The following is a 26008-nucleotide window of genomic DNA, read 5'->3' as shown; positions in this document are numbered from 1 at the left end:
TTTTCTATTTCAGCGATGGGTAAGAGTAGGGTGTCTTAGAATTTTATATTAGTTATTAAATAGTTTGATCAACAATTTTATCAAGCGGTTTTTGATTCTATTATTTCTATAGCCTGTTGATAGTAATCATTTGCTTGCTTGTATTCTCCTAAAGCACGATAAGCATGACTTAGATTACAAAAAGTAATATGTAAACCCTGTCGTGCCAAAGCTTTGAGCTTAAAATTACCAATATCCTCTGCAATTGCCAATCCTTTTTCATAAAAATCAATCGCTTGATTATACAGATTAAGCAAACTGTGTTTAAATTTAAAAGCTAGGTTGTTAAGGACGCTACCTTGAGCAATTAAAGCCTCCCCCAAACCTTCTAAAGCAAAAGAAATCATGCTACTATCACCAATATCTTGTGCAACTCCCAGACCTTTATTAAAAAAGGTAATTGCTTGTTCGTATTGTCCCATTTGATTGTAATTAGATGCTATGTTGTTTAAAATAGCACCCTCAGAGCAATAATTACCAACATTATTTTTAAAGTTAGTACCAACTTTTTCTAGCATTTCTAGCGAGTTATGATAGTAATCAATTGCTAGCTGGTGTTCCTTAAGAAAACCATAAATATTACCCAATCCGCAGAGCGCAGTTGCTTCTAATTCTAAGTCACCAATCTCTTGAGAAATTGTTAAAGATTTATTTGCATATTCCATTGCTTTTTTTGAATTTACTTGCCGCAAATAAACGTTACTTATATTATGAAGTGAAACTGCTTCCCATGATTGATTGTTAATCATCCTTGCTATTACTAGGTGCTGCTTGTGGCATTCTAATGCCTCCTCATATTGCTCAAGCCGTTCATAAGCATTACCCAGGCTACATAATGCATCGGTTTCAGCCTGATAATTACCTAACTCCCGTGCAATTTTTAGTCCTTGCAAACAAATTTCTATAACTTTGTTAGGCTGTCCGAGATAAAGATAAGCACTACCTAATCTTGTTAGAATTACTGCCAATTTTTCTATTTCTAAACTACTTTTATCGAATACCTGTAATAGATACTCATACAGTTCAGCTAGTAGAGTGTTATAACCTCGCAAATGTAAATATTCATCAATGTATAAAACTAGTATTTCATAAGCGTGAAGAAATGCCTCTACTTCACAAGAAAGATAAAAAATATCTACGAATGGCATCACATGATCCAGTGTTTCCCAAGTATCTAAGGTTGGAGTAATTGAAAGATAATAAATCGCTAATTTACGAGCAAATGCTTTTTTGTAGAATGCTTCTTCTAGCTCAGATGTCTTTTGTTTAGCATACTGTAAAACAAATGGGTGGAACTGGTATTTTTGTCTTGCTGGCAATAAATCCAGTAATGAACGACTTATAAGCTCATCTAAAGCTTGTTGAGTCTCCCAAGCATTAATAGGCTCTTGTACCGTTTGATTATCTGAAGGTTTTAGCTGAACAGAAATATTATTTGTTGGACTTCCCCAAATACTAGTAAGTTCTTCTGCCTCAATTAAAGCTTCGGATGCTGTATATAGGTCAAAATCATGACGGAATATACTGAGGTTGAGAAAGAATCGTTTTAGCTTTGGGTTTAACTCTTTAAAATGTTGCTCCAGAATCCAGACAAACCGGAATCTTTCTCGATCTCGATACGTCATAGTAACATTATTCAATAACAAGTCAAGTTGGCTGAAACGAAGTTTTTTGGCTTTCAGTATATGAGTACCTGGTTTTAACTTTGATGCCACTAACCGCAGCATCATTGGATGTCCATCGAGATATTTAGAAAAATCTTGTAGTTCTTCGTCAGATCCGACAATACCTAAATCTAATAATAATTTTGCACCTTCAGTAACTTTGAGTCCTTGCAAGGATAGCCAATAGCCATGACCTTCCATGACTTCTGGTTGAATCTGGGTTGTTAGCAGTATCTTACTGGTTGTTCCATGTTCAATCCAGCGATTGAAGAAGTATTTGTAATGTTCCCGAAAATGACGCTCCTGATCAAGCAGTGTTTCTAAGTTATCGAACACTAACAAGCATGGCCTTTGTCTCAAAATGTCCAACAAAGCAAAGATGAGCTGGCTTGGTTCGCGTAGTATCGCCAACTCTTCTGAAGATTTCCCAGCTAGTTCAGTCAAAGCTTTCTTTGCAAATACACTGAAATCAGTGCCTTCTCTAACATCAGCCCAGAATCCAGCTTCAAATAGCTGAGATTCATACACTTTGGCTACTAGACAGGATTTACCTATCCCAGTTAAACCTTGGATTCCAATAATGTTTACATCGTTATCAGCTAACCAAGTCGTAATTTGCTGGATTTCTTGGCCACGTCCTTGCCAGTTTTTAAGCGTTGGTGGATAGTGAATTAAGTTAGCCGAAGAATTAGCCTTCTGCTCATTTTGTTGTATTCCAGCCTCAATGCTAATAACCTGAGCGGAAAAATCGTCCTGAAAACTAACATATTTGATCGCATCCTCACGCCCCAAAAAATCAGAATTGTTGGATATTGGTATTTCAGAGACTGACTCTTGAGGCTGAGGGTTTGCGGCTGAGTGCTGAGATTGTACATTTGATTGAGCAAATATCCTTGTCAGTTCACTCAGTTCAACACCTAATACAGTTGCTATCTTTGCAAGTGTTGTTGGTTCAGGAGAAGCAATTTCACCACTGGCAATCCTACCAATATGAGCTATACCCAGACCAGTTTCTTTTGCCAATCTGTAGTTTTTGAAGCCTTTTTGTATAAGTAATTCCTTAAACGCCTCTCCAGCTTGCTTGTTCTTTTTAGCTCTTGTCACTGTGAATAAACCTCTATGTTCAACGGTTGCACGTTCAACTAGTTGCACAACTACAACTATTCAAATTTTAGAAGACGAACAAAACTAGTGAATAGCAAGTAAACCGATAAGTCCACGGATAATTTAATATGCGTCACAATAACTTACAGCAAGAAGTAATTCAACTTGAGTTGCTTAAAAAAACTTTGCACGGTTGGCAGCCAGCTTTTCCAGTTGTTGAAAGCTATGAATGGTCAACTGATCAGCTAGAGCATCACTTCGGTATTTCACGCCAAGAGTTATACAAAATCAAGAGTAAACCCCATCTCTGGCGTTCCTCAATTTTGGTTTTTTTACACCTGCGAAAAAATAAATGGCGGGTTTACAGCCTCAACCCTCTACAAATTGGGGGATAAGGTAAAAGTTGTTGCCCCAAATGCGATCGCAAAGCTCTTAGGGGTGACTCTGTTCAAATATTAAACCGAGTCGGTATCTCACCAGAGGATCGTCTTGCAGACAACCAGCTGTCTGTTTAAAAAAACCAGAAGGCCACCCCAATTCTTCGGATGTTTTTACCTGCACTGGTGCTTCAATGTTACCTTTTGCTGCAAACACTTTGAGAGCATCAACAATTACTTCCTCTGGTGAAGCATACTTACCACTTTCAATCTGAGTTTGGATGAATTGCTCTATCTCTGGATTTAAGAACACATTCATAGATTTATTTACAAGGGTGCTTTTCCATAACTATTTTAGTCTGAGGTGAGATTATAACTGAAGATTAAGCAGTTACTTATATGCTTTGCATTAAAAGCGCGATCGCAAACTTCTACCTCTTGTAGAATAGACAAGATGCTTGTTTTGCAACATAATGTAATATAAATTAGCAATAACCGAGCGATGCCTACGGCGGGCTGCGCCTACGCTGTTCCTTTTGGAGCTAATTGCTATTAATGCGGCAATGTGCTACATATCAGCCTGGTTTCATCCCTATTTGTCCACCCAAAGACAGTAGATAAAGTTTTGTGTGAATAACTATAAGGGATGAAATAGCTCTGCTTTCCAAACAGTAAAAAAGGAACAGATTTTTATGACATTTGATTACGACCTGTTTGTCATTGGTGCTGGGCCTGGGGGATTGGCAGCAGCTAAAAGAGCAGCTAGTTACGGTGTACGTGTCGCTGTTGCTGAACAAGAAGCCATTGGTGGAACCTGTGTAAATCGCGGTTGCGTTCCCAAAAAACTGATTGTCTACGCCGCTGACTTCGCCCTGCAAAATCAAATAGCGCACAGTTATGGGTGGAGTGACTGTCAAACATACTTTGACTGGACATTATTTATTAAGTCAGTACATCAGCATATTGACAGCATTAACCAGTCGTATTTTCAGCAATTGCAAAAAGCTGGAATCGAACTAATTTCTGAATATGCCACTTTCATTGATAGCCATACTATCAATATTAATGGACGCAAAGTTACAGCAGACAAAATTTTAATTGCTGTGGGAGGGCAACCCCTCAAGCCCGAAATCCCCGGAATAGAATACGCCATCACATCTCGCGAAATGTTTCAATTACCTTATTTGCCGAAACGTTTAGCAATTATTGGCGGCGGCTACATTGGCGTAGAATTTTCCAGCATGATGCACGCTTTCGGCTGCGAAGTGACGGTGATTGAAAAAGACAAGATGATTTTATCGGGGTTTGATGATGACATTTGCTCTGCTGTACAACAGGGTTTGATTAAACGCGGAATTAAGTTATTCACCAATAGCACCGTTGGTGAAATCAAATTCTCAGAAGAAGGTTTCTTGTTAAGTATTACTGGTGAGAGCCAAGAAATAATTACAGCAGATACCATTCTAGTTGCCACAGGTTACGTTCCAAATACCAAGAATCTTGGGTTGGAAAATGCCCATGTTGAACTTGGCGAACATGGTGCAATCAAAGTAGATGAATACAGCCGCACCAGCCAAGAAAACATTTTTGCTGTGGGTGACTGCACCAGCCGCGTGCAATTGACTCCCGTGGCAAAAGCAGAAGGTATTGCCTTTGCCGATACAGTTTTTGGGAACAAGGCGCAAAAACTAAATTATAATTATGTGCCCACTGCTGTTTTTTGCCGTCCAGAAGCGGCTAGTGTGGGGATGACGGAGGCGAAAGCACGGGAAAAATTTGGTGAATCTGTACAATGCTACCGCACTCAGTTCCAACCACTGTTGTATCAGCTAATCGAACAGAATGAGCCAACCACTATAAAGTTAGTGTTAAATGGTGATTCTGGGCAAGTTTTGGGCGCTCATATGGTGGGCGAAAACGCAGCAGATATCATTCAAAGTCTCGGCGTGGCAATTCGCAAGGGCATTACCAAGGAAGATTTGGATGAAACCATAGGCATTCATCCCACGACAGGAGAAGAATTTCTGTCGTTAAATTAAAATCATGTGCAGGGCTGAGTGAAAAAGGCACAAACGAGAAGGGGCGGGGTGGATGGGGGAAAATTCTTCTTCTCTGCCCCGTCTGTGCGTAGCAAGATCCCTATAAGGGTACAATGCTGAATTATTATTCTTGTCTATCTTGTCTGTCTTGTCCTTCCGAGCAAGATTTTGTGGGAATGCCTAAATCGTCCAAAGTATTCATTAATGAGTCATCCTGCGGTATGGGGTATCTGCTTTGGGAATTTACAACATCGTCAAAACCTTCAAGAACTGCAAGATCCTTAAGAGCCTCTGATGCAGACTGATATCGCTCTTTAAAGTCATCCTTCACCATTTTACTGAGAATCTGAGCTAGGGAGTGGCTCACCTGGCAGCGTAGTTTACCGCCGTAGGCATCGCTCCATTTGACCTCCCCATCATCATCTCTACCTAGCTCGCGGGGTGCCACACCAGTCAAGGCTTTAATCCCAACCATGCCGACTGCATAGATATCACTACTGTAGTGTGGACGCCCAAAATATTGTTCGCTTGGTGCGTAACCCTGAGTACCAATGCCAATGGTGAAGGGGATTTGCTCTTGACTATCGAGCGGTTTTGTGCTGACTTCTTTGACAGCTCCAAAGTCAATCAATACCAATTTTCCGTCTGAGTGTCGCCGGATGATATTGCTGGGTTTAATATCCCGATGAATGACGTTGTTTTTATGGACAAATGTTAATGTTTGCAATAAATCTCTGACAATTTTGATAACTGCAATTTCATCAATTGCTCTACCTGCTGGGAGTTCTTGATTTAAAGGATGACCAATTATCTGTTCTTGGACTAAATAAAATTCTTCATCTTCTTCAAAATACGCCAAAAGTTGGGGTACTTGACTGTGCGTACCCAATTTTTCTAGTGTTTGCGCCTCTGAGCTAAATAAACGTCTGGCAAGCTGCAATCCTTCTGGTTTGGTGTTGGCTGGTTTTAGTTGCTTGACAACACATCGTGGATTACCAGGACGTTGGGTATCTTCGGCAATGTAGGTTTCGCTGAATCCACCGGAACCGAGAACTTTGATAATTTTGTAACGTCGAGCCAAGACTTTCCCTGATAAGGCCAAATCTCGTTGCTGGATTAGGTCTTGCAAGTCATCTTGTTGGCTGATAATCTCTTGGACAACGGCGGAAGTTTTATACTTCTGAAAAATGTCTACTAATTGGCGTTTTCTGATGCTTTCTCTGACTAATGAGGTTATTAGGTAGCAAAGTCCGATCGCAGCGATCGCGATCGTTGGTACAGTAGTGGGAAAAATTAACGCACCATAGAGAAAGAAGCCATAGCTAATTCCTACCCAAGCGCCAGACAGGACGAGGCTATATAGTAATCTATTTATACTACGTTTGCGTCTGCTAATCATCAAGGCTGTACTGCCAACTAGAATTAGCACAAACAAACCCCGCAACGGTGGAGTGTTAATTGCTGGGGCGATCGCTTTATCTGTCATCAAAGTTGCGATCGCATTGGCGTGAATTTCCACGCCCGACATCGGTTTACTGCTCTTGCTAACAGCGACTGGATAATAATCATTGTTTAACTTATCTGTTGCACCAATCAGTACTATCTTGTTTTTAAAGACCTTTCCCTGTTGCAAATAGGTGTTCCAGTTTTCCGGGTCGAGTATGTGCCAAAAGGGTATTTGCTCAAATGTACCCGCAGACCCCCAAAAATAAATGCGATCGCCCTTTGGTGGAGGATAATTTACTTGTGCTGCCCTAAGCGCTGCTTCATCAAAAGAGGGTAGGTTTTCGAGCAAATTATCTTCCGCTAACAACTTAGAAAACTCACTCGCCAATCGATGAACTTTACCATCCGCCTCCAAAGGGAAATTAACTGAGCCAATGGACACTGACCCTATACGAAACATCTGTTGTGGGTCAATCAGTTGCATAAAAGTCCCTTGGTGCGTTTGGGAATTTTCGTAGACGGCTGCTAAGGTAACTTTGCTGCCATATTTTTGCAATGCTGCCTGGAATTGGCGATCGTCAGTAACTCCATAACTACTTGGCGTGTCAAAAACGACATCCACCGCTACAGAGCGGGCACCCGCTTTGATTAACTTTGTAATTACCTGAGCATATGCAGCCCTTTGATAAGGATAAGATTTCAGTGTTTCTAGGTAGGCATACTGTTTCGGATCTGTTTTATAGTACTGTTCGGGAACTGATATTGACTGATCGTCTATTGCTAAAATTACGATGTCTTCTGGAGGCACAATCGGCCCGCGCAGTTGAAAAAAGCCAGAAAGCGCCTTATTTTCGCTCAATTGAACCAATTCCCCACCAGAAGCACTCAGCAGTGCTGCCCCCATTACCCAAGCGCCAGCGAGGAGATGGCCTAAGCGAACCATCCACCTGGAGTGGCGGGCAGATGCTGTCGAGGTTACTTTTGTCGGTTTACTTGACACTCTATTGGCAGCAGAGACATAGTTTTTAGTTAAGGTAGATGTAGGTTCTTCTGCCATATCGTGTTACTGATTGATTTAAGCCGAACACTTTTATTTATTCAGACCACGTTTTAGTGTAAGCACATTGAAATAAGACTTAAATGACAATCTTATACATTTGTAAAGTATCTTCTATTCATCAACAAATTTTTATTGGCAGAGCTAGCCCCCAAGAGATTCCTACTCAAGCACTATCTAACTTATTCTTTTTCTGTTGAGTGAGTTACAACTAGTGATTGTCTCACAGATCGGAGTTAAATATACTCTGCCTCTGCATTTGGTTGTGGCGATATTTTACCCTAACCTAACCAACAGGTACGCTCCAAACTAGGTGCTCTAGTAGAAGCTGTCCAAAGTCTGTCTTCTGTCTTTGGGGCAATATTGGTATTCTCCAGAAAGCGTATCCTTATACTGACAACAAAACTTATAGATAGGCATTAACATATATCCAACCCTAAGCCTATGCTATACCTCTTTAGGAGTAAACTTTAGTGTTATACAGCTATGAATGCTGTTACTCAGTCAATTTTATTGGTAGATTTTGATCGTAGGGTGGCTCTTGCAGTACCGGAGGTGAATAAGGTTTAGCACCCAGTATCTCAACTCCAATGTTGCAGCCGTTTTTATGCCTTGAAAGAGGTAGGATAAAAGCTATAGATGAAGAGCTACTTTATAGATATTAGCAAACAAGGCATTTGAAAATTGCTATAATCTATTGTTCCATCTAAATTCATATATATTATTAGGTGTAAATTTGTATGGGTTCTCCAATGAATCGTCTGTCTATTTTTGTAGATGGAAACAATATGTTCTATGCTCAACAAAAAAATGGCTGGTTTTTTGACCCGCGGCGAGTCTTAGAATACTTCAAACATGAGCAATCAGAAACAACATTAATTAATGCATTCTGGTACACTGGCTTAAAAGACCCACAAGATCAGCGAGGTTTTAGAGATGCTCTAATTAGTCTAGGTTATACAGTCAGAACTAAAATTCTTAAAGAATATTATGATGATACTTCTGGTCGTTACTCACAAAAAGCGAATTTAGATATTGAAATTGTTGTAGATATGTTTAATACGGTAGACCAGTATGACCGAGTAGTATTATTCAGTGGCGATGGAGATTTTGAAAGAGCAATTGAACTATTACGCTCAAAAAATACACATATTACAGTAGTGTCAACAGAAGGAATGATAGCTAGAGAGCTACGGAATGCTACTGATAGATATATAGATTTAAATGATATCAGAGATCAAATAGAAAAAACCGAAGGTTAGTAGTCTTAGCAATTATTTACAAAAGTAAGAGTAAAAGAAAAACTAAGGTTGAAGATATTTTGAGCTAAAAGTAGAAACTAAACAACAAACAGCAAATGACAAACAAAACAGACCGAATCATCATTTTTGATACTACGCTGCGAGATGGAGAGCAGTGTCCGGGAGCAACTCTAAACATAGACGAGAAGCTAGTTATTGCCAAGCAATTAGCCCGTCTGGGTGTGGATATAATTGAGGCAGGCTTTGCCTTTGCTAGCCCTGGAGATTTTGAAGCAGTTAGCAAGATTGCCAAAATTGTCGGAACAGAAAATGGGCCAGTAATTTGCAGTTTAGCAAGAGCGATTAAAGCAGATATTGAAGCGGCCGCCGAAGCATTAAAACCAGCAGTTAACGCCAGAATTCACACATTTATTTCTACTTCTGATATTCATTTAGAGTATCAATTGCGAAAGTCACGGGCAGAAGTGCTAGCGATCGCAGAAGAAATGGTAGCTTATGCCAAGTCCTTCATGGCAGATGTAGAATTTTCGCCAATGGATGCGGCTCGTTCCGATCCAGAATTTCTTTACCAAGTGTTAGAGCGAACGATCGCAGCTGGTGCAACAACAGTTAACATTCCTGATACTGTGGGTTACACAACTCCCAGCGAATTTGGAGCAATGATTAAGGGCATTATCGAAAATGTCCCCAACATTGACCAAGCGATTATTTCCGTTCACGGTCATAATGATTTAGGCTTGGCAGTTGCTAACTTCTTAGAAGCTGTGAAAAATGGCGCACGGCAACTAGAATGTACCATCAATGGCATTGGCGAACGCGCCGGAAATGCATCGCTAGAAGAATTGGTGATGGCGTTGCATGTGCGGCGGCAATATTTTAATCCCTTTTTGGGAAGACCAGAAGAATCTCAAGAATCCCTGACAAATATCGACACTCGGCAAATTTACAAAACCTCACGCCTAGTTTCCAATTTGACGGGAATGTTAGTACAACCAAATAAAGCGATTGTGGGGGCGAATGCCTTTGCCCATGAGTCTGGGATTCACCAAGATGGTGTGCTAAAAAACAAGCTTACCTATGAAATTATGGATGCCCAATTGATTGGCTTAACAGACAATCAAATAGTTTTGGGCAAACATTCAGGGAGAAATGCTTTCCGCACTCGGTTGAAAGAATTGGGCTTTGAACTGTCAGATACTGAGTTAAATAAAGCCTTCGTCAGATTCAAAGAAGTAGCAGATAAAAAGAAAGATATTTCTGATTGGGATTTGGAAGCGATCGTTAACGATGAAATCCAACAAGCACCCGATTTGTTCCGAGTAGAATTAGTGCAAGTTTCCTGTGGTAGCAACGCCCGTCCTACAGCTACAGTCACCCTCCGCACCCCAGAAGGTGAAGAATTAACCGATGCTGCGATCGGTACTGGGCCAGTGGATGCAGTTTACAAAGCCATCAACCGTGTGGTGAATGTGCCCAACGAGTTGATTGAGTTTTCCGTGCAGTCAGTAACAGCCGGTATTGATGCCATTGGAGAAGTAACGATTCGTTTACGTTATGAATCTAAAGTGTTTTCTGGTCATGCAGCGAACACAGATATCATCGTGGCATCCGCGCAAGCTTATGTAAATGCGTTGAATAGGTTGTATGCATCTTTGCAAACTCAACAAAAGCCAGAGGAAGTAACTGCACAGAAAGTGTAGAAAGACTTCTGTTTTAACTCATCCCCCGGCTTGAAGCCGGGGGGAAATCGAAGTCATTAGTCATTAGTCATTAGCACTAATGACTAATAGCCATCTCCGAAAAAGAATTGTTTTGACGTAGCAGTGCTACGTCTCTACAAGGGTTATGGGTAACGCATATTTAATTTCTGGAGATGTCTAATGAGAAAACTCCTAAGAAATAGTTAACTAGATGATTTTGCGGTGAAAATGCAATTATTTTACAGTTCATTTTTGGGAATTTCCTCACGAAATTCTATGAGCAATTGCATAGTTTCCACCACCAAATCGCGTAAATCCCGATTGAGTGCTACAGCGCCTTGAGATCCAAACCAACGGTCAAAAATAGTGACATATCGCTGATTACCATTGACGAATCCTTGCATGAACTTGACTAGAGAATAGTTGACTGTATCCAAGAATTTCGAGTTATTTTCTGGCACCATACAAGCGATACCTTCTCGTGAATAAGGGCGATTGGGTACGATCGCAAAATCATCTGGATTTTTTTGCTGTTGCAGCCATGCCTCTAAAAGAATGCTATCGGATGAGAAAGCATCAATAGTACCTTTTTGCAAAGCTGTGTATCCCTCTGCTCTAGTTTTAAAATACACCAGTTTAGCTTGGGGTTGTACACGAGCGATCGCCTGCTCATTTGTGGTTCCCGCTAGCACGCCAATTTGCTTACCAATAAGGGATTCAGCAGAACCTAGATTACTTCCTTTCTTAACTAATAATTGGGTTCCAGTCACACCGTAGCTGATAGAAAAGTCTACTTTTTTATCTCGCTTCCATGTAAAACTACTAGCATCACACACAATATCAACTTGTCGATTAACTATTTTAGGAATTCGCTCAGAGGGGCTAAGACCAACTAATTGCAGTTTAATTTTTTTTCCTAAGTCTTTTTCTAATTTCTCTTTAATCAAAGTTAGCATATCTACAGAATAGCCATTTAACTTTCCTTGACTATCCACATAGGCAAAAGGTAGCGCATCTCTACTAGTACCAGCGGTTAATACCCCTGTTCTCGCTACTTTTTGCATCACAGTCTCAGCAGCGACCACATTAGGTATGAGCGTTGCAAACATGAGACTTAAAATAGGAATAGCAATTTTTTTATACATAAGCTTTAAGAGTAGGTAGTTTTTTCAAAAATTAAATTTGATTTACAACAGAATTCAGGAATAAAACACGCTTTATATCTGTGTAACAGACTCAGCTTGTGTACTTCACCTTCCTTGAAATCTGCTGTATATATCAAGGTCAAGAAATTATCACTATCAAGTACATAGTCAGATTATCTAGTAATTATTCTTTACATCAGGTACTTCCAGAAAATAAAATATACACTTGGGAATGATATCATATCCGCATAATTTGCCATCGTTATTGCGATAGGATAAGTTTTTAGCTCAAGAAGCATCCGTATTGCCTGCATTCGTATTTGTGCAAAAAGTCAAGTTTATTGAGTTGATTATGAATATTGTTTACTTTTTTAGAATTTTTGATTGACTTATATTCATAAAACTTTATTCTGAGAAACGATGTTTATAGTCAGTGGGCTTGTATGAGTAGCGAAAAAACTACAGAATTGCCGCTCTGGGTACAAGATAGAGATATAGTCATTGCTCATGATGAAGAAGTACAGTGGCGAGAAGGAAAACGCCCGGATTATTCTTACACCAATGAATTTCTTCATCAAGAGAGTAAATTTCAGCATCCTGAAGGTTCTTTAGAAGCGATCGCTCAAAACTTAGTCCGCACTTTTGAGATGGAAGCTTCTAATAAATCTAACCCTCAACAGTGGCTTTCGATTGTTACCGATAAGTTTAAGATGAGTACCAATGGCGGACAACAATTTACTGCTCAGGATGTTGCAGATGAAGGTACTTATAACCTGTTTTTGGGTAAAACTGAGCAATATGACTCTGAAACAGAAACCTTTGAATCTTCATTTCAAGTTTTTCATACAGCCTTCCCCAATGGCTTCCTTTGGGAATTAACAGAGGTTCTTTCGGGGCCGCCTAATGTTACCTTTAAGTGGCGACATTGGGGAACATTTAATGGTTCCTATAAGGACTATGCACCCACAGGTGAAACAATCGAAATCGTCGGAGTTAGTATTGCTCGCGTCACTGATGATTTGAAGATTGAGTCTTTAGAGCATTATTTTGATAATAATGTCTTTCTTGAGAAATTAACGGCAGGTGGTTGTCCTTTTCATTCTCAAAATCAGAACAATCACTAATTTTCATTTAGTTATAGTCATCTAATAGTAGGCTCGATCGGTGCTCTAAGCAAACAGCAGTGAGTGCCGATTGAGTGATTATAATCATCGAAAGTCTGCAATAGAAGGGAATGCCGAGAAATTTTAATAAATTGAAAAATGTCGTTTATGGTATTAGTGTTTGCACAGTAGTAGCTGGTGTATTGATTGAAGATGTAAATCCAGCCAGTTTACCCGATTTCTGGGGTACAAAATCCGTTTCTTTACTACCTTGAACCTCAGATAAGTAGCAATCTCGCACTGCCAACAACAAGCCTTTGATGGCATCGGGTGCGCCTGTTTTAACTAAATCGTCTGCCTTTTTGAAAAAATGCGATCGCCATTTGCCATCGTTATTGCCATACAATTCTATTAAATACCAACCTGCAAGATACTCCGCTAAAGGATCGAGACAGAAACGGATTCTGTCTTTGGCAGAACCGATAGTTTGAATCAGGTGCAGGCGCTTTTCCAGATAATTGAGGTATGCTTCGGGGTCATCAATACCCAAAGCTGCTAATGCAGCAATGGCATCTGCACGCTTGGCGGTTCCTGGTTGATAACTTTGCTGCAAGCATTCCCAGGCGATGGTTTTGGCAATTTGATGCACAGTGCGGTCATCAAATTGCTCGTCTGTAACATCACGATTGAGTTCATTGATATAACCCAGCATCAAATTAGGAATATTCTCTGGCAACGCAGAAATATTAGATGTAACATCTTTACTGGCGATTAACTGTTCAGCATAAAGTTTAGCCAGCAAGACAGTGATATTATTTTGACCGACCATCAGAGAAAGACGGTTACAAGCGTCAAAAAATTCCTGGTCAGTAAAGCGATCGCGTTTACCTCGCTGCATGAGATAAGCTTCCATAAAGGACGATAGTTTATTAGCCTCAATCCGCAAGGGTTTAATTATCGTCTTATTAACCCGCCCCAGCTTTTCCTCAATTCGGGAAGTAATCACCAACGCATTCACCGGAAACTCTGGCGACTCCGGCTCAATTGCTTCTCGTGTAGTGCCATTCATTTCTGAGAATCGGTCTACAATCACTAAAATGCGTTTCTTTCTTAACAAACGTAACAGTAATTCTTGACAAATCGGCTCTGGTTCATCAATTAAAGCTTGCAACTGTCCTCTGATAGCTTCTAAAAGCGGCGACTTACCTTCAGTTACCCGAAATTCTTCTTCTAAAAGCACAGGTAACATCAAATGTTTGCAGAGTTGTTGGTCTTCATCTTCAGCCATTGCCCACCCAGCGATTCGACACGCTAAACTGGTTTTACCTACACCCCCTTCCCCACCAATTACTAGGCAGCTACGTTGTTTCTCGAAAGTTGAGTGCAAATTCTCATTCATCAGTTGGGGAACTGTTGTACCATCCAGAACAACGGGAATGGGAATGTAACAGGCGCGACTGCTAACTGTATCCTTTTTGGGAAATTGTTCGCGGGCTGCTTTGATATATTTAGCTACCCATGCATCTAATACTCTGGGATGGTAATGAAACCAGCCAACAAATAGCACATATCGCAGAGGTACATTAACGCTGATAAATGGGAGAGAAAAATCTGTGTAAGGTTTGAGGGCGTTGTTAATTTTCAACAACCATAAAGGGGCTACCCGTAAGAGAATTAACCAAATAGAAGGCAATAAGATAAGGTAAGCGGCAATTCCCAAGAGTAATTTATGCTTAAATAGCGATTCCAAAGCTCTATCAAAGAGGCGAGTTTCTTTTTCTGCTTTCAGGGCATTGAGAGGACGACGTATCAGCTTAATGTCCGTCTCTGTAAATTTGTCTTTATATTTTTGTATAGTTGCCAATACCTCTTCAAAGTCTGAGATGACTTTTTGCAATTTGGAGGTAGGTAAAGCATTTGCCTTGTCCTGAAAGCCTGCCGCTATTCCTCCTAAACCTTTGATAGCACCTAAACGCACGTAAAACTGGCTATCATTCAACAGGGCAATTAAATTCGGGACAGAAGATACTGCTTCTGTACCCATTGCACCCAAAGCGTAGGCAGAATTGTAACGTACAGTGGGGTTCTTATCTTTTAAGGCAGCAGTTAATACTGGGACAGCTACTTTCGCTTCTACACCAATTTTTCTGAGTGCAGAAGGAACATAAATGCGAACAAATTGCTCCTTGTCTTGTAATGCCGCCATCAACGATGGAACTGCTGCTTTGGCTGCTGTACCAATATTTCCTAAAGCTAAGGTGGCGTACAGGCGGACTTGTCCATCCTCATCCTGTAATGCTGCACTTAAGGCTGGAACGGCTGGTGCTGCTTCTGCACCCAAATCTCCTAAAACTGAAGCAGCGTGCCAGCGAAGATTAATATCCTGATTTTTCAAAGCCTCAATCAGAGACGGTACTGCTGGCGAACCGATATTAACTAATGCATCTGCTGCAAGGCTTCTGATGTGGGCATCGTTATCTATCAGCTTCTCAATCAGGGGAGCAATTTTGCTGTCAGTAGTGATTTGCGCCCAACTATTGCTTGTGCATAGTAGGAACAGTGTCAGGCATAAGACAACTACCTTGAGCGCACTAAGTAATACTTGTCTGGTATGCTTTGTCATTGAATCGGATTGAATCACCCGATGAACAACTCCAGTCAGAGAAACTATACCTAGATTGTAATCTAACTGTCAATGCGGGTTAGCGATGTCTACGACGGGCTACGCCTACGCACTGGTTTGCCCTCGCTTTGCTCAAGCTTGGTTAGCATTGGAATTTAAACGCATCATAATTTTCTCTGGTTCTGTCAAATTTTTAAATCTATAACAGCGGTAAAGTCCATGAGCATCTTTTGTGTCTAACATCCACCTTGACGAAACACCTTGGTACGAGAAAGGTAAACATCAATTGCTTAGTTACCGTTCAAGAATTGCTTTTGATGTAGCAATGTTGTTAGAATCTAGATAAGAATATTAATTCTATAAAGCTAAAAAATATGTATATCCAAATTAAACCAGAACTAGAGCAATTTATTCAGGCACAGCTTGCAAGTGGTAGATTTACTAATGCAGATGATGTCATCAATGAAGCATTTAAACTGTTACAAGAAAGAGAGCAGCGACTTGAAGAATTACGGCAAAAAATTTCTGTAGGAACTGAACAAATTGCTAAGGGACAAGTAACTGACGGCGAAGTTGTATTTGCCAGATTACAAGAAAAAATTCGTTTAATTGCTGAGGAGTCCTCTGAATGAGTAATTATTCATTTTCAGATGCAGCAATTCAAGATTTAGATGAAATTTGTGAATATATTGGTCGGAGTAGCCCAAAAGCAGCCAGTAAACTTTTTGATGACATTCGCTCCAAATGTAAATTAGTAGCGAGTTTCCCTAATATGGGAAAAAGCTATGGAAGGCTTGTACCAAATCTGCGCGGTTTTGTTGTGAATTATTATATTATATTTTACTATCCAAGAGCACAATCAATTAGATTATCAAATCGGTTTGACTCGCGTTATTTGTAATCCGCGTGGTTATCCAGATGAGCCAAATAATTACTTTAATCCAGGATTATCAGTGGAGATTTAATAAATATAGCAATCTGATTTGATTTTGGAAAATATCTAAGCGTAACCTCCAGATAACACTGCAATGTCCCTAAGTCACTGTTACTAGTTCGGTTAAGGCAAGAGACGCGATGAATCGCCGTCTCTACAATCATCAGTCTTTTGTAGAGACGGCGATTTATCGCGTCTTTGTGATGATTTATCGCATCTTTAGCGGTCTAAAATTTTCATCAAAAAACCTTAACTGAACCGTATTGTAATAACTATAATTCATTCTTGCGGTCAGCGCGTTGCAACCTAAGATGATGAAATTACTGAACCATTAGCTGGATAACAGAGGCTATATTCAGCATTCAATGATATGGGTGCATCTAGTTATTGATTATGAATCAGCCTACAACAAAATCTTGGCAAGAAGTCCGCACTGCTTTTAAAAAAATCTGGGGTTATGAAGATTTCCGTCCACCACAGGGAGAAATTGTCAGCAGTTTATTGGCACAGAAAGATGCGCTGATTATTATGCCCACAGGTGGTGGTAAGTCGATTTGTTTTCAACTTCCCGCACTGCTACAAACAGGATTAACTTTGGTAGTTTCGCCCTTGGTGGCGTTAATGGAAAACCAAGTTCAGGAATTACTACAAAGCCACCAAAAAGCAGCACTTTTACATAGTGAATTATCTTCATCTCAACGCCGTGCAACTCTGCAAGCTTTAGAACGCCAACAGCTAAGATTACTTTATTTATCGCCCGAAACTTTGCTCAGTGTCCCAGTTTGGGAAAGATTATGCCACCCGCAATTGCAAATTAATGGTTTGATTTTAGATGAAGCTCATTGTTTGGTGCAGTGGGGTGATACTTTTCGCCCAGCTTATCGCAGATTAGGGGCGGTGCGTCCGGCATTGCTCAAATCAAAACCACCAGGAACAAAAATCAGCATCGCCGCTTTTACTGCTACTGCTGACCCCTCAGCCCAAAAAATTATTCAAACAGTTTTACAATTACAGCAACCAGAGATTTTCCGCTTGAATCCCTACCGTCCGAACTTGCATCCCAGCGTTCGCATCGCTTGGACACCACGAGGTAGAAAACAACAATTATTAAAGTTTATTCAAAATAGACCGCAACAATCGGGATTAGTTTATGTTCGCACTCGGAGAGATAGCGAAGATTTAGCCCAATGGTTAGCAGAGATGGGTTACGCTACAGCTAGCTATCATGCGGGATTGGGCGCAACAGAACGCCGTGAAGTAGAAGCAAACTGGTTAAGTGGCAAAATCCCCTTTGTTGTGTGTACCTGTGCGTTTGGTATGGGGATAAATAAAAGTGACGTTCGCTGGGTTGCCCATTTTCATGCGCCGCATCTGCTATCTGAATATGTGCAAGAAATTGGCCGCGCTGGAAGGGATGGGAAACCAGCCGAAGCGTTGACATTGGTGAGTGAACCTACGGGGTGGTTAGATTCAGGGGATAAGCAAAGACAGGATTTTTTTCAAGAACAAATGCGATCGCAACAACAAATAGCGCAGCAACTTGTGAAAAAATTACCAAAACAGGGAGAAGTGAATGCAGTAACTCGACAATTTCCCGAAGGTGCAACGGCACTAGCTTTACTCCATAGCAACGGCCAGCTAAACTGGCTCGATCCTTTCCATTACAGCATCGGGCAAAAAGCCGGAAATCAGCCACCGACGCAATTACACGCTGTTAAACAGATGCAGCAATACCTAACAACTAAGCAGTGTCGTTGGCAGTTTTTGTTAAATGCCTTTGGTTTTGACAAAGAAGCAGCTAACCTGCGTTGCGGACATTGCGATAATTGCCGTCAATGAGTATAAAAGACTCATCGCCGAGTATAAAAGACTCATCGCCGAGTATAAAAGACTCGTCGCCGAGTATAAAAGACTCGTTCAAGAATATCAAAGACTCGTCGCCGAGTATAAAAGACTCGTTCAAGAATATCAAAGACTCGTCGCCGAGTATAAAAGACTCATTCACGAATATAAAAGACTCGTTCACGAGTATCAAAGACTCGTCGCCGAGTATAAAAGACTCATTCACGAATATCAAAGACTCGTCGCCGAGTATAAAAGACTCGTTCATGAATATCAAAGACTCGTCGCCGAGTATAAAAGACTCATTCACGAATATCAAAGACTCATCACCAAGAATAATTAATGAGTAAATTCTCTGGAGAGACGGCAATTTCTCGCGTCTCTTTAATGTGCCTGTGTTTTAGACGCGATAAATTGCGTCTCTACATGGGGCGCTTTTTTACTTTCAGGCATTCCCCTACTTATTCTCTGACTTTTCACGGTATCTGGAAAACCTCTCTCTAAATCTCTCTCCTAAAAGGAGAGAGACTTTGAATTTTCCCCCTTCCCGCGACGTGTTGGGGGTTAGGTTTTTCGTGCGCTTTTCCACATAACGTGAAAAGTCAGACCTATTCTAGGTTCACCCAATAGGATGAATTGTCATTTTGATAACCAAGTGACAATAAGGTAGTCAAGTAGAGGATAAAAATATGTCATCTGCTCAAGCGCCCTCCCTACCACCGTTGATTCCGCGCGAAATTCTGTTTGGGAATCCCGAAAAAACCAGCCCACAACTCTCGCCTGATGGCAAGTACTTGGCATATATCGCCCCTGATGAGAAAAATGTCTTGCAGGTATGGTTGCGAACTATAGGACAAGAAGACGACCAGATACTAACAGCCGACAAAAAGCGCGGTATCCGCATTTTCTTCTGGACTTATAACGCCGACCAGTTGATTTATATGCAAGACTCGGATGGCGACGAGAACTTTCACCTCCACTTAGTTAATATCCACTCCAAAATTGTGCGTGACTTAACGCCATTCCAGGGTGTAAAAGCCGAACTTGTGGAACTGGAACCGAAATTTCCAGATCAAGTGCTGGTAGCGTTGAACTTGAACAATCCTCAAAAGTTTGACGTTTACCGCATCAACCTTAAAAATGGTGCGGTTGAGTTCGACACCGATAACCCCGGTAATATTATCAGCTGGACATCTGACGCTGATTTTCAAATACGTGCAGCGACAGCTAGCACACCCGATGGTGGTTACGACCTCTTATTGCAGAAATCAGATAAACAGTGGGAAATTCTCCGCCACTGGGGAGCGGAAGAAGAAGGGAATTCTGTTAGCTTCTCAGATGATGGCAAAACCCTTTATATTCAAGGCAATCACGATGCTAATGCCAAACGTCTGCTAGCTGTTGACTTAGATAGCCGTCAAGAAACTGTCATTGCTGAAGATGAGCAGTATGATGTCGTGGGGATAATTATTCACCCATTAACGCGAGTTATCCAAGCAGTTTCTTTCTACAAAGATAAACAGGAATGGCAGGTAATTGACCAAAGTATCGCCACTGATTTTGAGGAAATCGCCAAGGTGCGTCCTGGAGAATTTTCTGTAATTAGCCGTGACTTGGAAGATAAAACCTGGCTAGTAGCTTATAGAACCGACGATGGGCCAGTTTATTACTATGCCTACAACCGAGAGTCCAAAACTAGCACTTTCCTCTTTAGTAACCAACCCAAACTCGAAACGTTGCAGTTAGCTTCAATGCAACCAATTTCCTACGAAGCGCGGGATGGTTTAACTATCCACAGTTACCTGACAACCCCTGTAGGAATACCTACGCAGAATCTCCCAACAGTACTACTGGTTCACGGCGGCCCTTGGGCGCGGGATACTTGGGGTTTCTCTCCCACAACGCAATGGCTAGCTAACAGGGGTTATGCCGTTCTGCAAGTTAACTTTCGCGGTTCCACTGGCTACGGTAAAGCATTTTTGAATGCTGGGAATCGGGAATGGGCTGGTAAAATGCACGATGACTTGATTGATAGTGTTAATTGGCTGGTGGAACAAGGCATTTCCGACCCGCAAAAGATTGCGATTATGGGCGGTTCTTATGGAGGTTACGCCACTCTAGTAGGATTGACTTTTACACCAGAAATATTTGCGGCTGGCGTGGATATTGTCGGGCCAAGTAACCTGATTACTTTGATAGAAACTATACCGCCTTATTGGGAACCATTGAAGGCAATGCTTTCTCATCGCGTTGGTAATTTAGAGACAGAAGAAGAGTTTCTGAAATCGCGATCGCCTTTATTCTTTGCTGACCGGATTCAAAAACCTTTACTTATCGGTCAAGGTGCAAACGATCCGCGAGTGAAACAATCAGAAAGCGATCAAATTGTCAACGCAATGCAGCAAGCTGGTTTACCAGTGCAATATGCACTTTATACAGATGAAGGACATGGTTTTGCCAGACCAGAAAATCGGTTGCACTTTTTTGCGATCGCAGAAGAGTTTATCGCCAAATATTTAGGCGGTAGATTTGAACCTTTGGCAGATATCCCCGGTCATTCAGGAATAGTTAAATAAAGTCTCAAAAAGGTGGTTAGTGTGATTCACCGACCACCTTTTGGCGGCAAATATTTGAGAAACTTAGATTTCGCACGCTCCCACATCTGCTCAGACAATACGTGCCCCTGGTTCTCTTCGATGAAGTAGGTAAAACTATCTTCAGCCTCACACTTATAATAAGCCTTGTAAATTGTCTCCATACCCTTCCTGACCTCAATAACCGGACTGTGTTTATCCTCGCTGCCAAAATTGAGGTGTAGAGGACGAGGAGCAATCAGCGCCGCAATGTCCGGTGTATCTCCGTATTGGTTCAAACCAGGAATGAAGATACCAAATCCAGCAAGACGACGAGTGCTATGAATGGCAGAGTAGGTTGGCAGAGCGCAGTTTCCCACAAGACACTTGAGCCGTGTTTCCCAAGGGCCGATAAGCCATGTGAAAATCGAGCCAAGGGAATGACCATAGCAACCGATCGCGTCAGTATTCACATCGGGTCGCGAACACAAGTAGTCGATAGCTCTGTGCATATCGAGTATGTATTTCCATGCAAGGCACTTGCCGTTGACGAGATAGCGCAAGAACACAAAGCGCTCAAAATCACCTCCTCGAAGAATCGAGTCCTGTCGTTCCTCAAAGCACAGGGCGTCTGGACAAAGCACAACATACCCTTCGCGTGCCAGAGCAACACCTGTGAATTGTGTTGGATCGCCTATAAGACCGGCAGGCTCACTCTTACCGAGCGCCCAATTATTATTATGCTGATGCCAGACAGCGATCGCTGGAGCAGGTGATTTGGGAGTCACACTATCAGGTACAAGAACATACGCAGCCACACGCTCTCCGGGTTCGACCTGATATGTTACTTTGTCAATTCGATATCCCTCACGAGCTATTGAGTTCTCCATCTGTGGATCGAGCGGACAAGGCTCGGGCCATTCGCCTCCCAAGCATCTGAGAAGATTCCGGCGAAAGTCTACTGATTCGTTCATTTAGGGTAAAATAACTCAGCAGAACTGGCATTGCCTCTAGCTTACCAATAGTTATGGTCAGCAGCAGGCTGGTTTACCAGACTCGATCGCAATTTCGCCAGATTAAGCCAATGCTGCGTCTGTCTTCCTTTTAAATTTAAACTAATAAATGGCATTACCCGCATTGCTTTCTCCAGCTTTGAGTACTTGTTCTGCGGTTAGCTGTAATTCTGAGAAGATCGCAGAAGAGTTTCTCGCCAAATACTAGTTTTAACAGGTTAAATTAAATTGCCAAAGTCAGAATCTACCAGAGGGGCCACTAGTAGAGTTTGGCGGAATAACTAAAGGAGTCTTACTTCCATAAAAAGTAATACCATTATCCTTGAGCAGAGAAAACCAAGGATCTTTTGATACATAATCGACTTTTTTAGATAAATGCCCTTGTAGATTAGCTTCATAACAAAGGAGCCATTGCTCACCATAAAGTTCATCTTCATTTAAAAATTGTTCCCATGTACTTGTATCTAAACTTTCTTTAATCTGCCCTTGCTTTCGTGCATTTAAAGCTAAAATTGCTACTATAGAATCTTCCATTTTAGAAATAGACTCTGTAGCTAGCTTATTAATTGATAAGTCAAAAACCATTGCTGACCATATAGCCCAAGCAACTTCACTGCTATGTCCAAGTATTGCATTTCTGTAGATTTGAAAGTTAATAACTTCTTCAAGCAAGGATAAGTTAATATTATATTTGTTTATCTTCTTTTCTTGAATTATTGAAAGAGAATCACGTAAAGTACTAGGCTCAATAGTAATTGACTGTAAGAGAAGACTTTCAAGAAGAGACCAATTATTTATATCAATATTGCTAATATTACTAATTCGTGCAACTGCATATTTAAGTACTGGTTCCCCAGGGAATTCATTTCTAAGTTGAAATGCTTTATCAAAATAACGAATAATATCTTGCATTTGTGCAAGCCCATTTTCGCTAAATTTATAGTCAGATAGTTCTAAAACCCATATTGAATCCAAAGAACATGGTAACTCAAGAATTTGGGTTTTTTCAAAGTTAATAGTTAATTCAAACTCTGAAAGTACTTGTTGAATTTGGCTTAAAGCTGATTCAGCATCTGAAATATTTTGAAATACAAACTCATAATCATCACTATAACGAAAGCCTTTAAATGGATAGTTACAAGTGTTTTGTAATCGCTTTTCTAGTTCTATATCTGTTGTACAAAGTATCAGTTCGGCAATGACTAATGAAGTATCTGGACCAATAGGGATACCTAGTGTTTGACCATCTTGACTATTTCTCAAAATTTTATCAAGATTATTTCCCAGAAGATTCATATCATTTCTCTGTTGTTTAGCCAATGATTTTCCATGTATTGCCCAGGGAATACTATGAGTGTAAATAGATTGATAAAATCGAGAAATATCTGTATGTAATATATATCGCCCAGCTATTCTATTTTTAGCTCTTTCAACAGGAATTAAGTAGAAATCAAGTACAGGCGAAATAGAACGTTCACGTTGTGGATGAGGAGTATGAGTAGGCTTACTTTTTGAAAAATTAGAACGTTTTATTATTTGATTAACTGTAGACCAATTAGTATCTAATAAATTAGAAATTTCTAAGAAAAATACTGGGTTTGGAATACCTAAGTTTCTTCTTAATGAGTTGTATCTAACATGATTATGACTATAAATTTTTGCAGTTCTCTTAGGGTAACGTGGAAAATCTATTTTACCAGATGTAGCAAAGTCAGCGAGGGAAATAGTATTAAAAGGAGGAGGCAGTTCTTTTGGGAAATATCCTCTAGCTATTAAATCTCTGCTATTCATCTTTAGTATTTTAGGATTACATAATTTACTATAAGATATGTTGCCCTGAAATCGAGATGAAAGCAATCGTAATTGCAGTTAATGAATGGAGTAACTGTACTCAAGCAAGGTTTTTGTACAATAAAGTAGCTCCTTCAGCCGCAACTAAGTAAGAAAACTGCGAAATCGCACCTCTAAAATCATTTATTCTGTCTGCCTTTTACATTTAAACTAAGAAATGGCATTACCCGCATTGCTTTCTCCGGCGTTGAGTACTTGCTCTACAGTTAACTGAAATTCTGGGAAAATAGTAGAAGCGATCGCAGTATTTCCTGAAAATCTGGTTTCTTCATAAAACCCGTCAACTAATATTAGTACGGTAACTGCATTTATTTGTGGATCGACAATCCAATATTCAGCAATTCCCCTTGCGGCATACTCGGAACGTTTGTAGCGATAGTCCCGATCTTCGTTAGCTTTGCCAGGAGAAACAACTTCGACAACTAAAGCCGGAGGTGGCATATCTAGAGTGATTGTGGATCGTGTTGCACCTTCTAAAGCTATTGCAAGTTCATCCGTCAGCACAACTAAGTCAGGAATGCGAGTTGTCGCACGAGAACCAGCAACAACAATTTCAACTTTGTTACTTAACCGATTAACTGGGACGAACTTGAGAAAATTGACCAGCAAAAAGAGAGATATCTGGACATTTTTTGGGCTTTCGGGTGGTATTGCAACTAACTCACCTGCTACCAGTTCATACTGGCTATCCGTGCCATCGTCATATTTCAAATATTCCTCAAGCCTTAAATGTTTGCCAATGATTGCAGTCATATCACTTCAATAGAAGTTACGTATTGATAGTTTATTAAATTCATCAATCCCGATTTCTTATTTAAAACCACAGATAATTCATGGGTATTTATCTGTGGTTATATTTTCATCTAATTGACTTTTGCAAATTTAGTAAACGCCTGATTATTTAAAGCGATCGCTTCCCTAAAATTGCTGCAAAAACCGCAAATCACTAGCATATAACCGACGAATATCGTCGATTTGATGTAACACCATTGCAAAGCGTTCTACACCAAAACCGGCAGCAAACCCTGTATAAACTTCTGGGTCATAACCCACAGACTTAAGTACATTTGGATCGACCATACCGCAGCCCATCACCTCTAGCCAGCGACCATTCCACTGCAAATCTACTTCAGCAGAGGGTTCGGTAAACGGGAAATAACTGGCGCGGAAGCGAATTGGTAAATCGCCAAATATTGCTTGTAAAAATACTTTAATTGTGCCCTTGAGGTCTGTAAAAGTTAGTCCCTCGTCAATGGCTAAAAGTTCTATTTGATGGAAAACTGCTGAGTGAGTCGCGTCTACATTATCTCGCCGATAAACTCGCCCTGGAGCAACAACCCGAATCGGTGGTTCTTCTCTTTCCATGTAACGAATTTGCACCGAAGATGTATGAGTGCGTAAAAGATTCCCGTCTGGCAGGTAGAAGGTATCCTGCATATCACGGGCAGGGTGATCTGGCGGGGTGTTAAGAGCCTCGAAATTATAGTAATCTGTTTCCATCTCTGGCCCTTGAGCCACGGTGTAGCCCATACCAACAAAGATATCCAGCGCCCGGTCAATAATTCCATTGAGGGGATGAATGCGACCTTGGGGGCTGTAAATTCCCGGCATAGTTACATCCAGAGTTTCCGCCTCTAGCTGTAACTGAATTTGCGCGGCTTCCAGGGCGACGCGTTGCTGGTCTAGACTAGTTTGCAAAGATTCTTTGACTGTATTGGCGATCGCTCCAATTTTTGGTCGTTCCTCTGCGCTCATCTGCCCCATACTTCGCAACAGCGCCCCCAGTTCCCCTTTTTTACCCAGATAGTTAACTCTGAGTTCCTCCAGACGTTCTAAGGTATCGGCGGCTGCGATCGCTTTTTCTCCTTCCTGCCGCAGTGCTAAAAGTTGAGCTTCTAAATTGCTAGTCATTAGTTGTTAGTCATTGGTCATTAGACATTAGTCTATAGTCAAAAGCTGTGAACTGGTCGATAAATAAACTTACAGTCATATCCATTAACATTAGCCAAATGTGAGGGTCAAAATTAAATCTCTGTTTATCAGTAAGAGGCGATTAGGCTAGTACAGAGGGCGCGTAAATCTAGCGAACATCTTACTTCACAAGACTTGGAGATTGAGCAACTTGTCTTAAAGGTAAGCAAACTGACGCCACAGTGTACTAGTGAGGATGTATGTTTTTTTCCCACTTGTGACCTCAGACATTGACAAATCGCTAATAACAAATAACTAATAACTA

The 26008-nt window shown here is 40.8% G+C and carries 19 protein-coding genes; 10 read left to right on the top strand and 9 right to left on the bottom strand.

The window, feature by feature from the left end:
- Window positions 1-80 precede the first annotated feature (80 nt).
- On the bottom strand, window positions 81-2855 hold the full coding sequence (locus V7L01_RS13390) for a tetratricopeptide repeat protein (RefSeq protein ID WP_335035454.1): 2775 nt from the start codon (window positions 2853-2855) through the stop codon (window positions 81-83).
- A gap of 80 nt (window positions 2856-2935) precedes the next feature.
- On the opposite strand from V7L01_RS13390, the gene V7L01_RS13385 reads away from it, so the two are divergent.
- The gene (locus V7L01_RS13385; RefSeq protein ID WP_335035452.1) at window positions 2936-3202 is read left to right on the top strand and encodes a hypothetical protein; all 267 of its coding nucleotides are present in this window, start codon (window positions 2936-2938) and stop codon (window positions 3200-3202) included.
- A 37-nt stretch (window positions 3203-3239) separates the two neighbouring features.
- On the opposite strand, the gene V7L01_RS13380 is transcribed toward V7L01_RS13385, so the two are convergent.
- Window positions 3240-3503 (bottom strand): ribbon-helix-helix domain-containing protein, encoded by a 264-nt coding sequence (locus V7L01_RS13380; protein ID WP_335035450.1) that lies wholly within the window; start codon window positions 3501-3503, stop codon window positions 3240-3242.
- Window positions 3504-3876: 373 nt separating this feature from the next.
- Between V7L01_RS13380 and gorA the strand changes: the two genes are divergently transcribed.
- Window positions 3877-5223 (top strand): glutathione-disulfide reductase, encoded by a 1347-nt coding sequence (gene gorA / locus V7L01_RS13375; RefSeq protein ID WP_335035448.1) that lies wholly within the window; start codon window positions 3877-3879, stop codon window positions 5221-5223.
- A gap of 124 nt (window positions 5224-5347) precedes the next feature.
- Here gorA and V7L01_RS13370 read toward each other — a convergent pair whose 3' ends face one another.
- Window positions 5348-7726, bottom strand: coding sequence for a serine/threonine-protein kinase (locus V7L01_RS13370; protein ID WP_335035446.1), 2379 nt, complete (start codon window positions 7724-7726; stop codon window positions 5348-5350).
- A gap of 740 nt (window positions 7727-8466) precedes the next feature.
- On the opposite strand from V7L01_RS13370, the gene V7L01_RS13365 reads away from it, so the two are divergent.
- Both V7L01_RS13365 and V7L01_RS13360 read left to right on the top strand, forming a co-directional pair.
- Window positions 8467-8988, top strand: coding sequence for a LabA-like NYN domain-containing protein (locus V7L01_RS13365; protein ID WP_041565194.1), 522 nt, complete (start codon window positions 8467-8469; stop codon window positions 8986-8988).
- Between the two features lie 95 nt (window positions 8989-9083).
- Complete coding sequence (locus tag V7L01_RS13360) at window positions 9084-10688, top strand: 2-isopropylmalate synthase (protein ID WP_335035444.1); 1605 nt, start codon at window positions 9084-9086, stop codon at window positions 10686-10688.
- A gap of 239 nt (window positions 10689-10927) precedes the next feature.
- Here the strand turns inward: V7L01_RS13360 and V7L01_RS13355 are convergent, their stop codons facing one another.
- Window positions 10928-11833, bottom strand: a complete 906-nt coding sequence (locus tag V7L01_RS13355) for an amino acid ABC transporter substrate-binding protein (protein WP_335035442.1) — start codon at window positions 11831-11833, stop codon at window positions 10928-10930.
- A gap of 443 nt (window positions 11834-12276) precedes the next feature.
- Between V7L01_RS13355 and V7L01_RS13350 the strand changes: the two genes are divergently transcribed.
- Window positions 12277-12957: a SnoaL-like polyketide cyclase gene (locus V7L01_RS13350; RefSeq protein ID WP_335035440.1), complete on the top strand. Its 681-nt coding sequence runs from the start codon at window positions 12277-12279 to the stop codon at window positions 12955-12957.
- 145 nt (window positions 12958-13102) lie between these two features.
- Here V7L01_RS13350 and V7L01_RS13345 read toward each other — a convergent pair whose 3' ends face one another.
- Window positions 13103-15559, bottom strand: a complete 2457-nt coding sequence (locus tag V7L01_RS13345; RefSeq protein ID WP_335035438.1) for a HEAT repeat domain-containing protein — start codon at window positions 15557-15559, stop codon at window positions 13103-13105.
- A 374-nt stretch (window positions 15560-15933) separates the two neighbouring features.
- On the opposite strand from V7L01_RS13345, the gene V7L01_RS13340 reads away from it, so the two are divergent.
- The 5 genes from V7L01_RS13340 to V7L01_RS13320 all read left to right on the top strand — a co-directional run bounded on the left by V7L01_RS13340 (window position 15934) and on the right by V7L01_RS13320 (window position 20911).
- Window positions 15934-16191, top strand: a complete 258-nt coding sequence (locus tag V7L01_RS13340; RefSeq protein ID WP_335035436.1) for a type II toxin-antitoxin system ParD family antitoxin — start codon at window positions 15934-15936, stop codon at window positions 16189-16191.
- A complete protein-coding gene (locus V7L01_RS13335; protein WP_335035434.1) occupies window positions 16188-16460 on the top strand; it encodes a type II toxin-antitoxin system RelE/ParE family toxin in 273 nt (90 codons plus the stop codon). Before V7L01_RS13340 ends, V7L01_RS13335 begins: the two co-directional genes overlap by 4 nt.
- Window positions 16461-16886: 426 nt before the next feature.
- Window positions 16887-18332, top strand: a complete 1446-nt coding sequence (locus V7L01_RS13330; RefSeq protein ID WP_335035432.1) for a RecQ family ATP-dependent DNA helicase — start codon at window positions 16887-16889, stop codon at window positions 18330-18332.
- Window positions 18277-18678: a hypothetical protein gene (locus tag V7L01_RS13325; RefSeq protein ID WP_335035430.1), complete on the top strand. Its 402-nt coding sequence runs from the start codon at window positions 18277-18279 to the stop codon at window positions 18676-18678. Before V7L01_RS13330 ends, V7L01_RS13325 begins: the two co-directional genes overlap by 56 nt.
- A 346-nt stretch (window positions 18679-19024) precedes the next feature.
- A complete protein-coding gene (locus V7L01_RS13320) occupies window positions 19025-20911 on the top strand; it encodes a S9 family peptidase (protein ID WP_335035429.1) in 1887 nt (628 codons plus the stop codon).
- A 26-nt stretch (window positions 20912-20937) separates the two neighbouring features.
- On the opposite strand, the gene V7L01_RS13315 is transcribed toward V7L01_RS13320, so the two are convergent.
- From V7L01_RS13315 to pheS, 4 genes are all read right to left on the bottom strand, one after another.
- The gene (locus V7L01_RS13315; protein WP_335035427.1) at window positions 20938-21882 is read right to left on the bottom strand and encodes a dienelactone hydrolase family protein; all 945 of its coding nucleotides are present in this window, start codon (window positions 21880-21882) and stop codon (window positions 20938-20940) included.
- Between the two features lie 276 nt (window positions 21883-22158).
- Entirely contained in the window at window positions 22159-23712 is a 1554-nt protein-coding gene (locus V7L01_RS13310; RefSeq protein ID WP_335035425.1) for an RNA-directed DNA polymerase, read from the bottom strand.
- A gap of 210 nt (window positions 23713-23922) precedes the next feature.
- Window positions 23923-24525 carry a Uma2 family endonuclease gene (locus V7L01_RS13305; RefSeq protein WP_335035423.1) on the bottom strand — a complete coding sequence of 201 codons (603 nt, stop codon included), beginning with the start codon at window positions 24523-24525 and terminating at the stop codon, window positions 23923-23925.
- A 165-nt stretch (window positions 24526-24690) separates the two neighbouring features.
- Window positions 24691-25683 (bottom strand): phenylalanine--tRNA ligase subunit alpha, encoded by a 993-nt coding sequence (pheS, locus tag V7L01_RS13300; protein WP_335002584.1) that lies wholly within the window; start codon window positions 25681-25683, stop codon window positions 24691-24693.
- Window positions 25684-26008 lie beyond the last annotated feature (325 nt).

Source organism: Nostoc sp., from assembly GCF_036917095.1.
In the GTDB taxonomy this organism is placed as follows: Bacteria; Cyanobacteriota; Cyanobacteriia; order Cyanobacteriales; family Nostocaceae; genus Nostoc.
The sequence above is the reverse complement of the archived record's forward strand: the minus strand, read 5'-3'. Positions and strand labels throughout refer to the sequence as shown.

Coding starts and splice junctions, on each gene's coding strand:
- V7L01_RS13385 (WP_335035452.1), top strand. CDS start 2,936: ATGCGTCACAATAACTTACAGCAAGAAGTAATTCAACTTGAGTTGCTT.
- V7L01_RS13380 (WP_335035450.1), bottom strand. CDS start 3,503: ATGAATGTGTTCTTAAATCCAGAGATAGAGCAATTCATCCAAACTCAG.
- gorA (WP_335035448.1), top strand. CDS start 3,877: ATGACATTTGATTACGACCTGTTTGTCATTGGTGCTGGGCCTGGGGGA.
- V7L01_RS13370 (WP_335035446.1), bottom strand. CDS start 7,726: ATGGCAGAAGAACCTACATCTACCTTAACTAAAAACTATGTCTCTGCT.
- V7L01_RS13365 (WP_041565194.1), top strand. CDS start 8,467: ATGGGTTCTCCAATGAATCGTCTGTCTATTTTTGTAGATGGAAACAAT.
- V7L01_RS13360 (WP_335035444.1), top strand. CDS start 9,084: ATGACAAACAAAACAGACCGAATCATCATTTTTGATACTACGCTGCGA.
- V7L01_RS13355 (WP_335035442.1), bottom strand. CDS start 11,833: ATGTATAAAAAAATTGCTATTCCTATTTTAAGTCTCATGTTTGCAACG.
- V7L01_RS13350 (WP_335035440.1), top strand. CDS start 12,277: ATGAGTAGCGAAAAAACTACAGAATTGCCGCTCTGGGTACAAGATAGA.
- V7L01_RS13345 (WP_335035438.1), bottom strand. CDS start 15,559: ATGACAAAGCATACCAGACAAGTATTACTTAGTGCGCTCAAGGTAGTT.
- V7L01_RS13340 (WP_335035436.1), top strand. CDS start 15,934: ATGTATATCCAAATTAAACCAGAACTAGAGCAATTTATTCAGGCACAG.
- V7L01_RS13335 (WP_335035434.1), top strand. CDS start 16,188: ATGAGTAATTATTCATTTTCAGATGCAGCAATTCAAGATTTAGATGAA.
- V7L01_RS13330 (WP_335035432.1), top strand. CDS start 16,887: ATGAATCAGCCTACAACAAAATCTTGGCAAGAAGTCCGCACTGCTTTT.
- V7L01_RS13320 (WP_335035429.1), top strand. CDS start 19,025: ATGTCATCTGCTCAAGCGCCCTCCCTACCACCGTTGATTCCGCGCGAA.
- V7L01_RS13315 (WP_335035427.1), bottom strand. CDS start 21,882: ATGAACGAATCAGTAGACTTTCGCCGGAATCTTCTCAGATGCTTGGGA.
- V7L01_RS13310 (WP_335035425.1), bottom strand. CDS start 23,712: ATGAATAGCAGAGATTTAATAGCTAGAGGATATTTCCCAAAAGAACTG.
- V7L01_RS13305 (WP_335035423.1), bottom strand. CDS start 24,525: ATGACTGCAATCATTGGCAAACATTTAAGGCTTGAGGAATATTTGAAA.
- pheS (WP_335002584.1), bottom strand. CDS start 25,683: ATGACTAGCAATTTAGAAGCTCAACTTTTAGCACTGCGGCAGGAAGGA.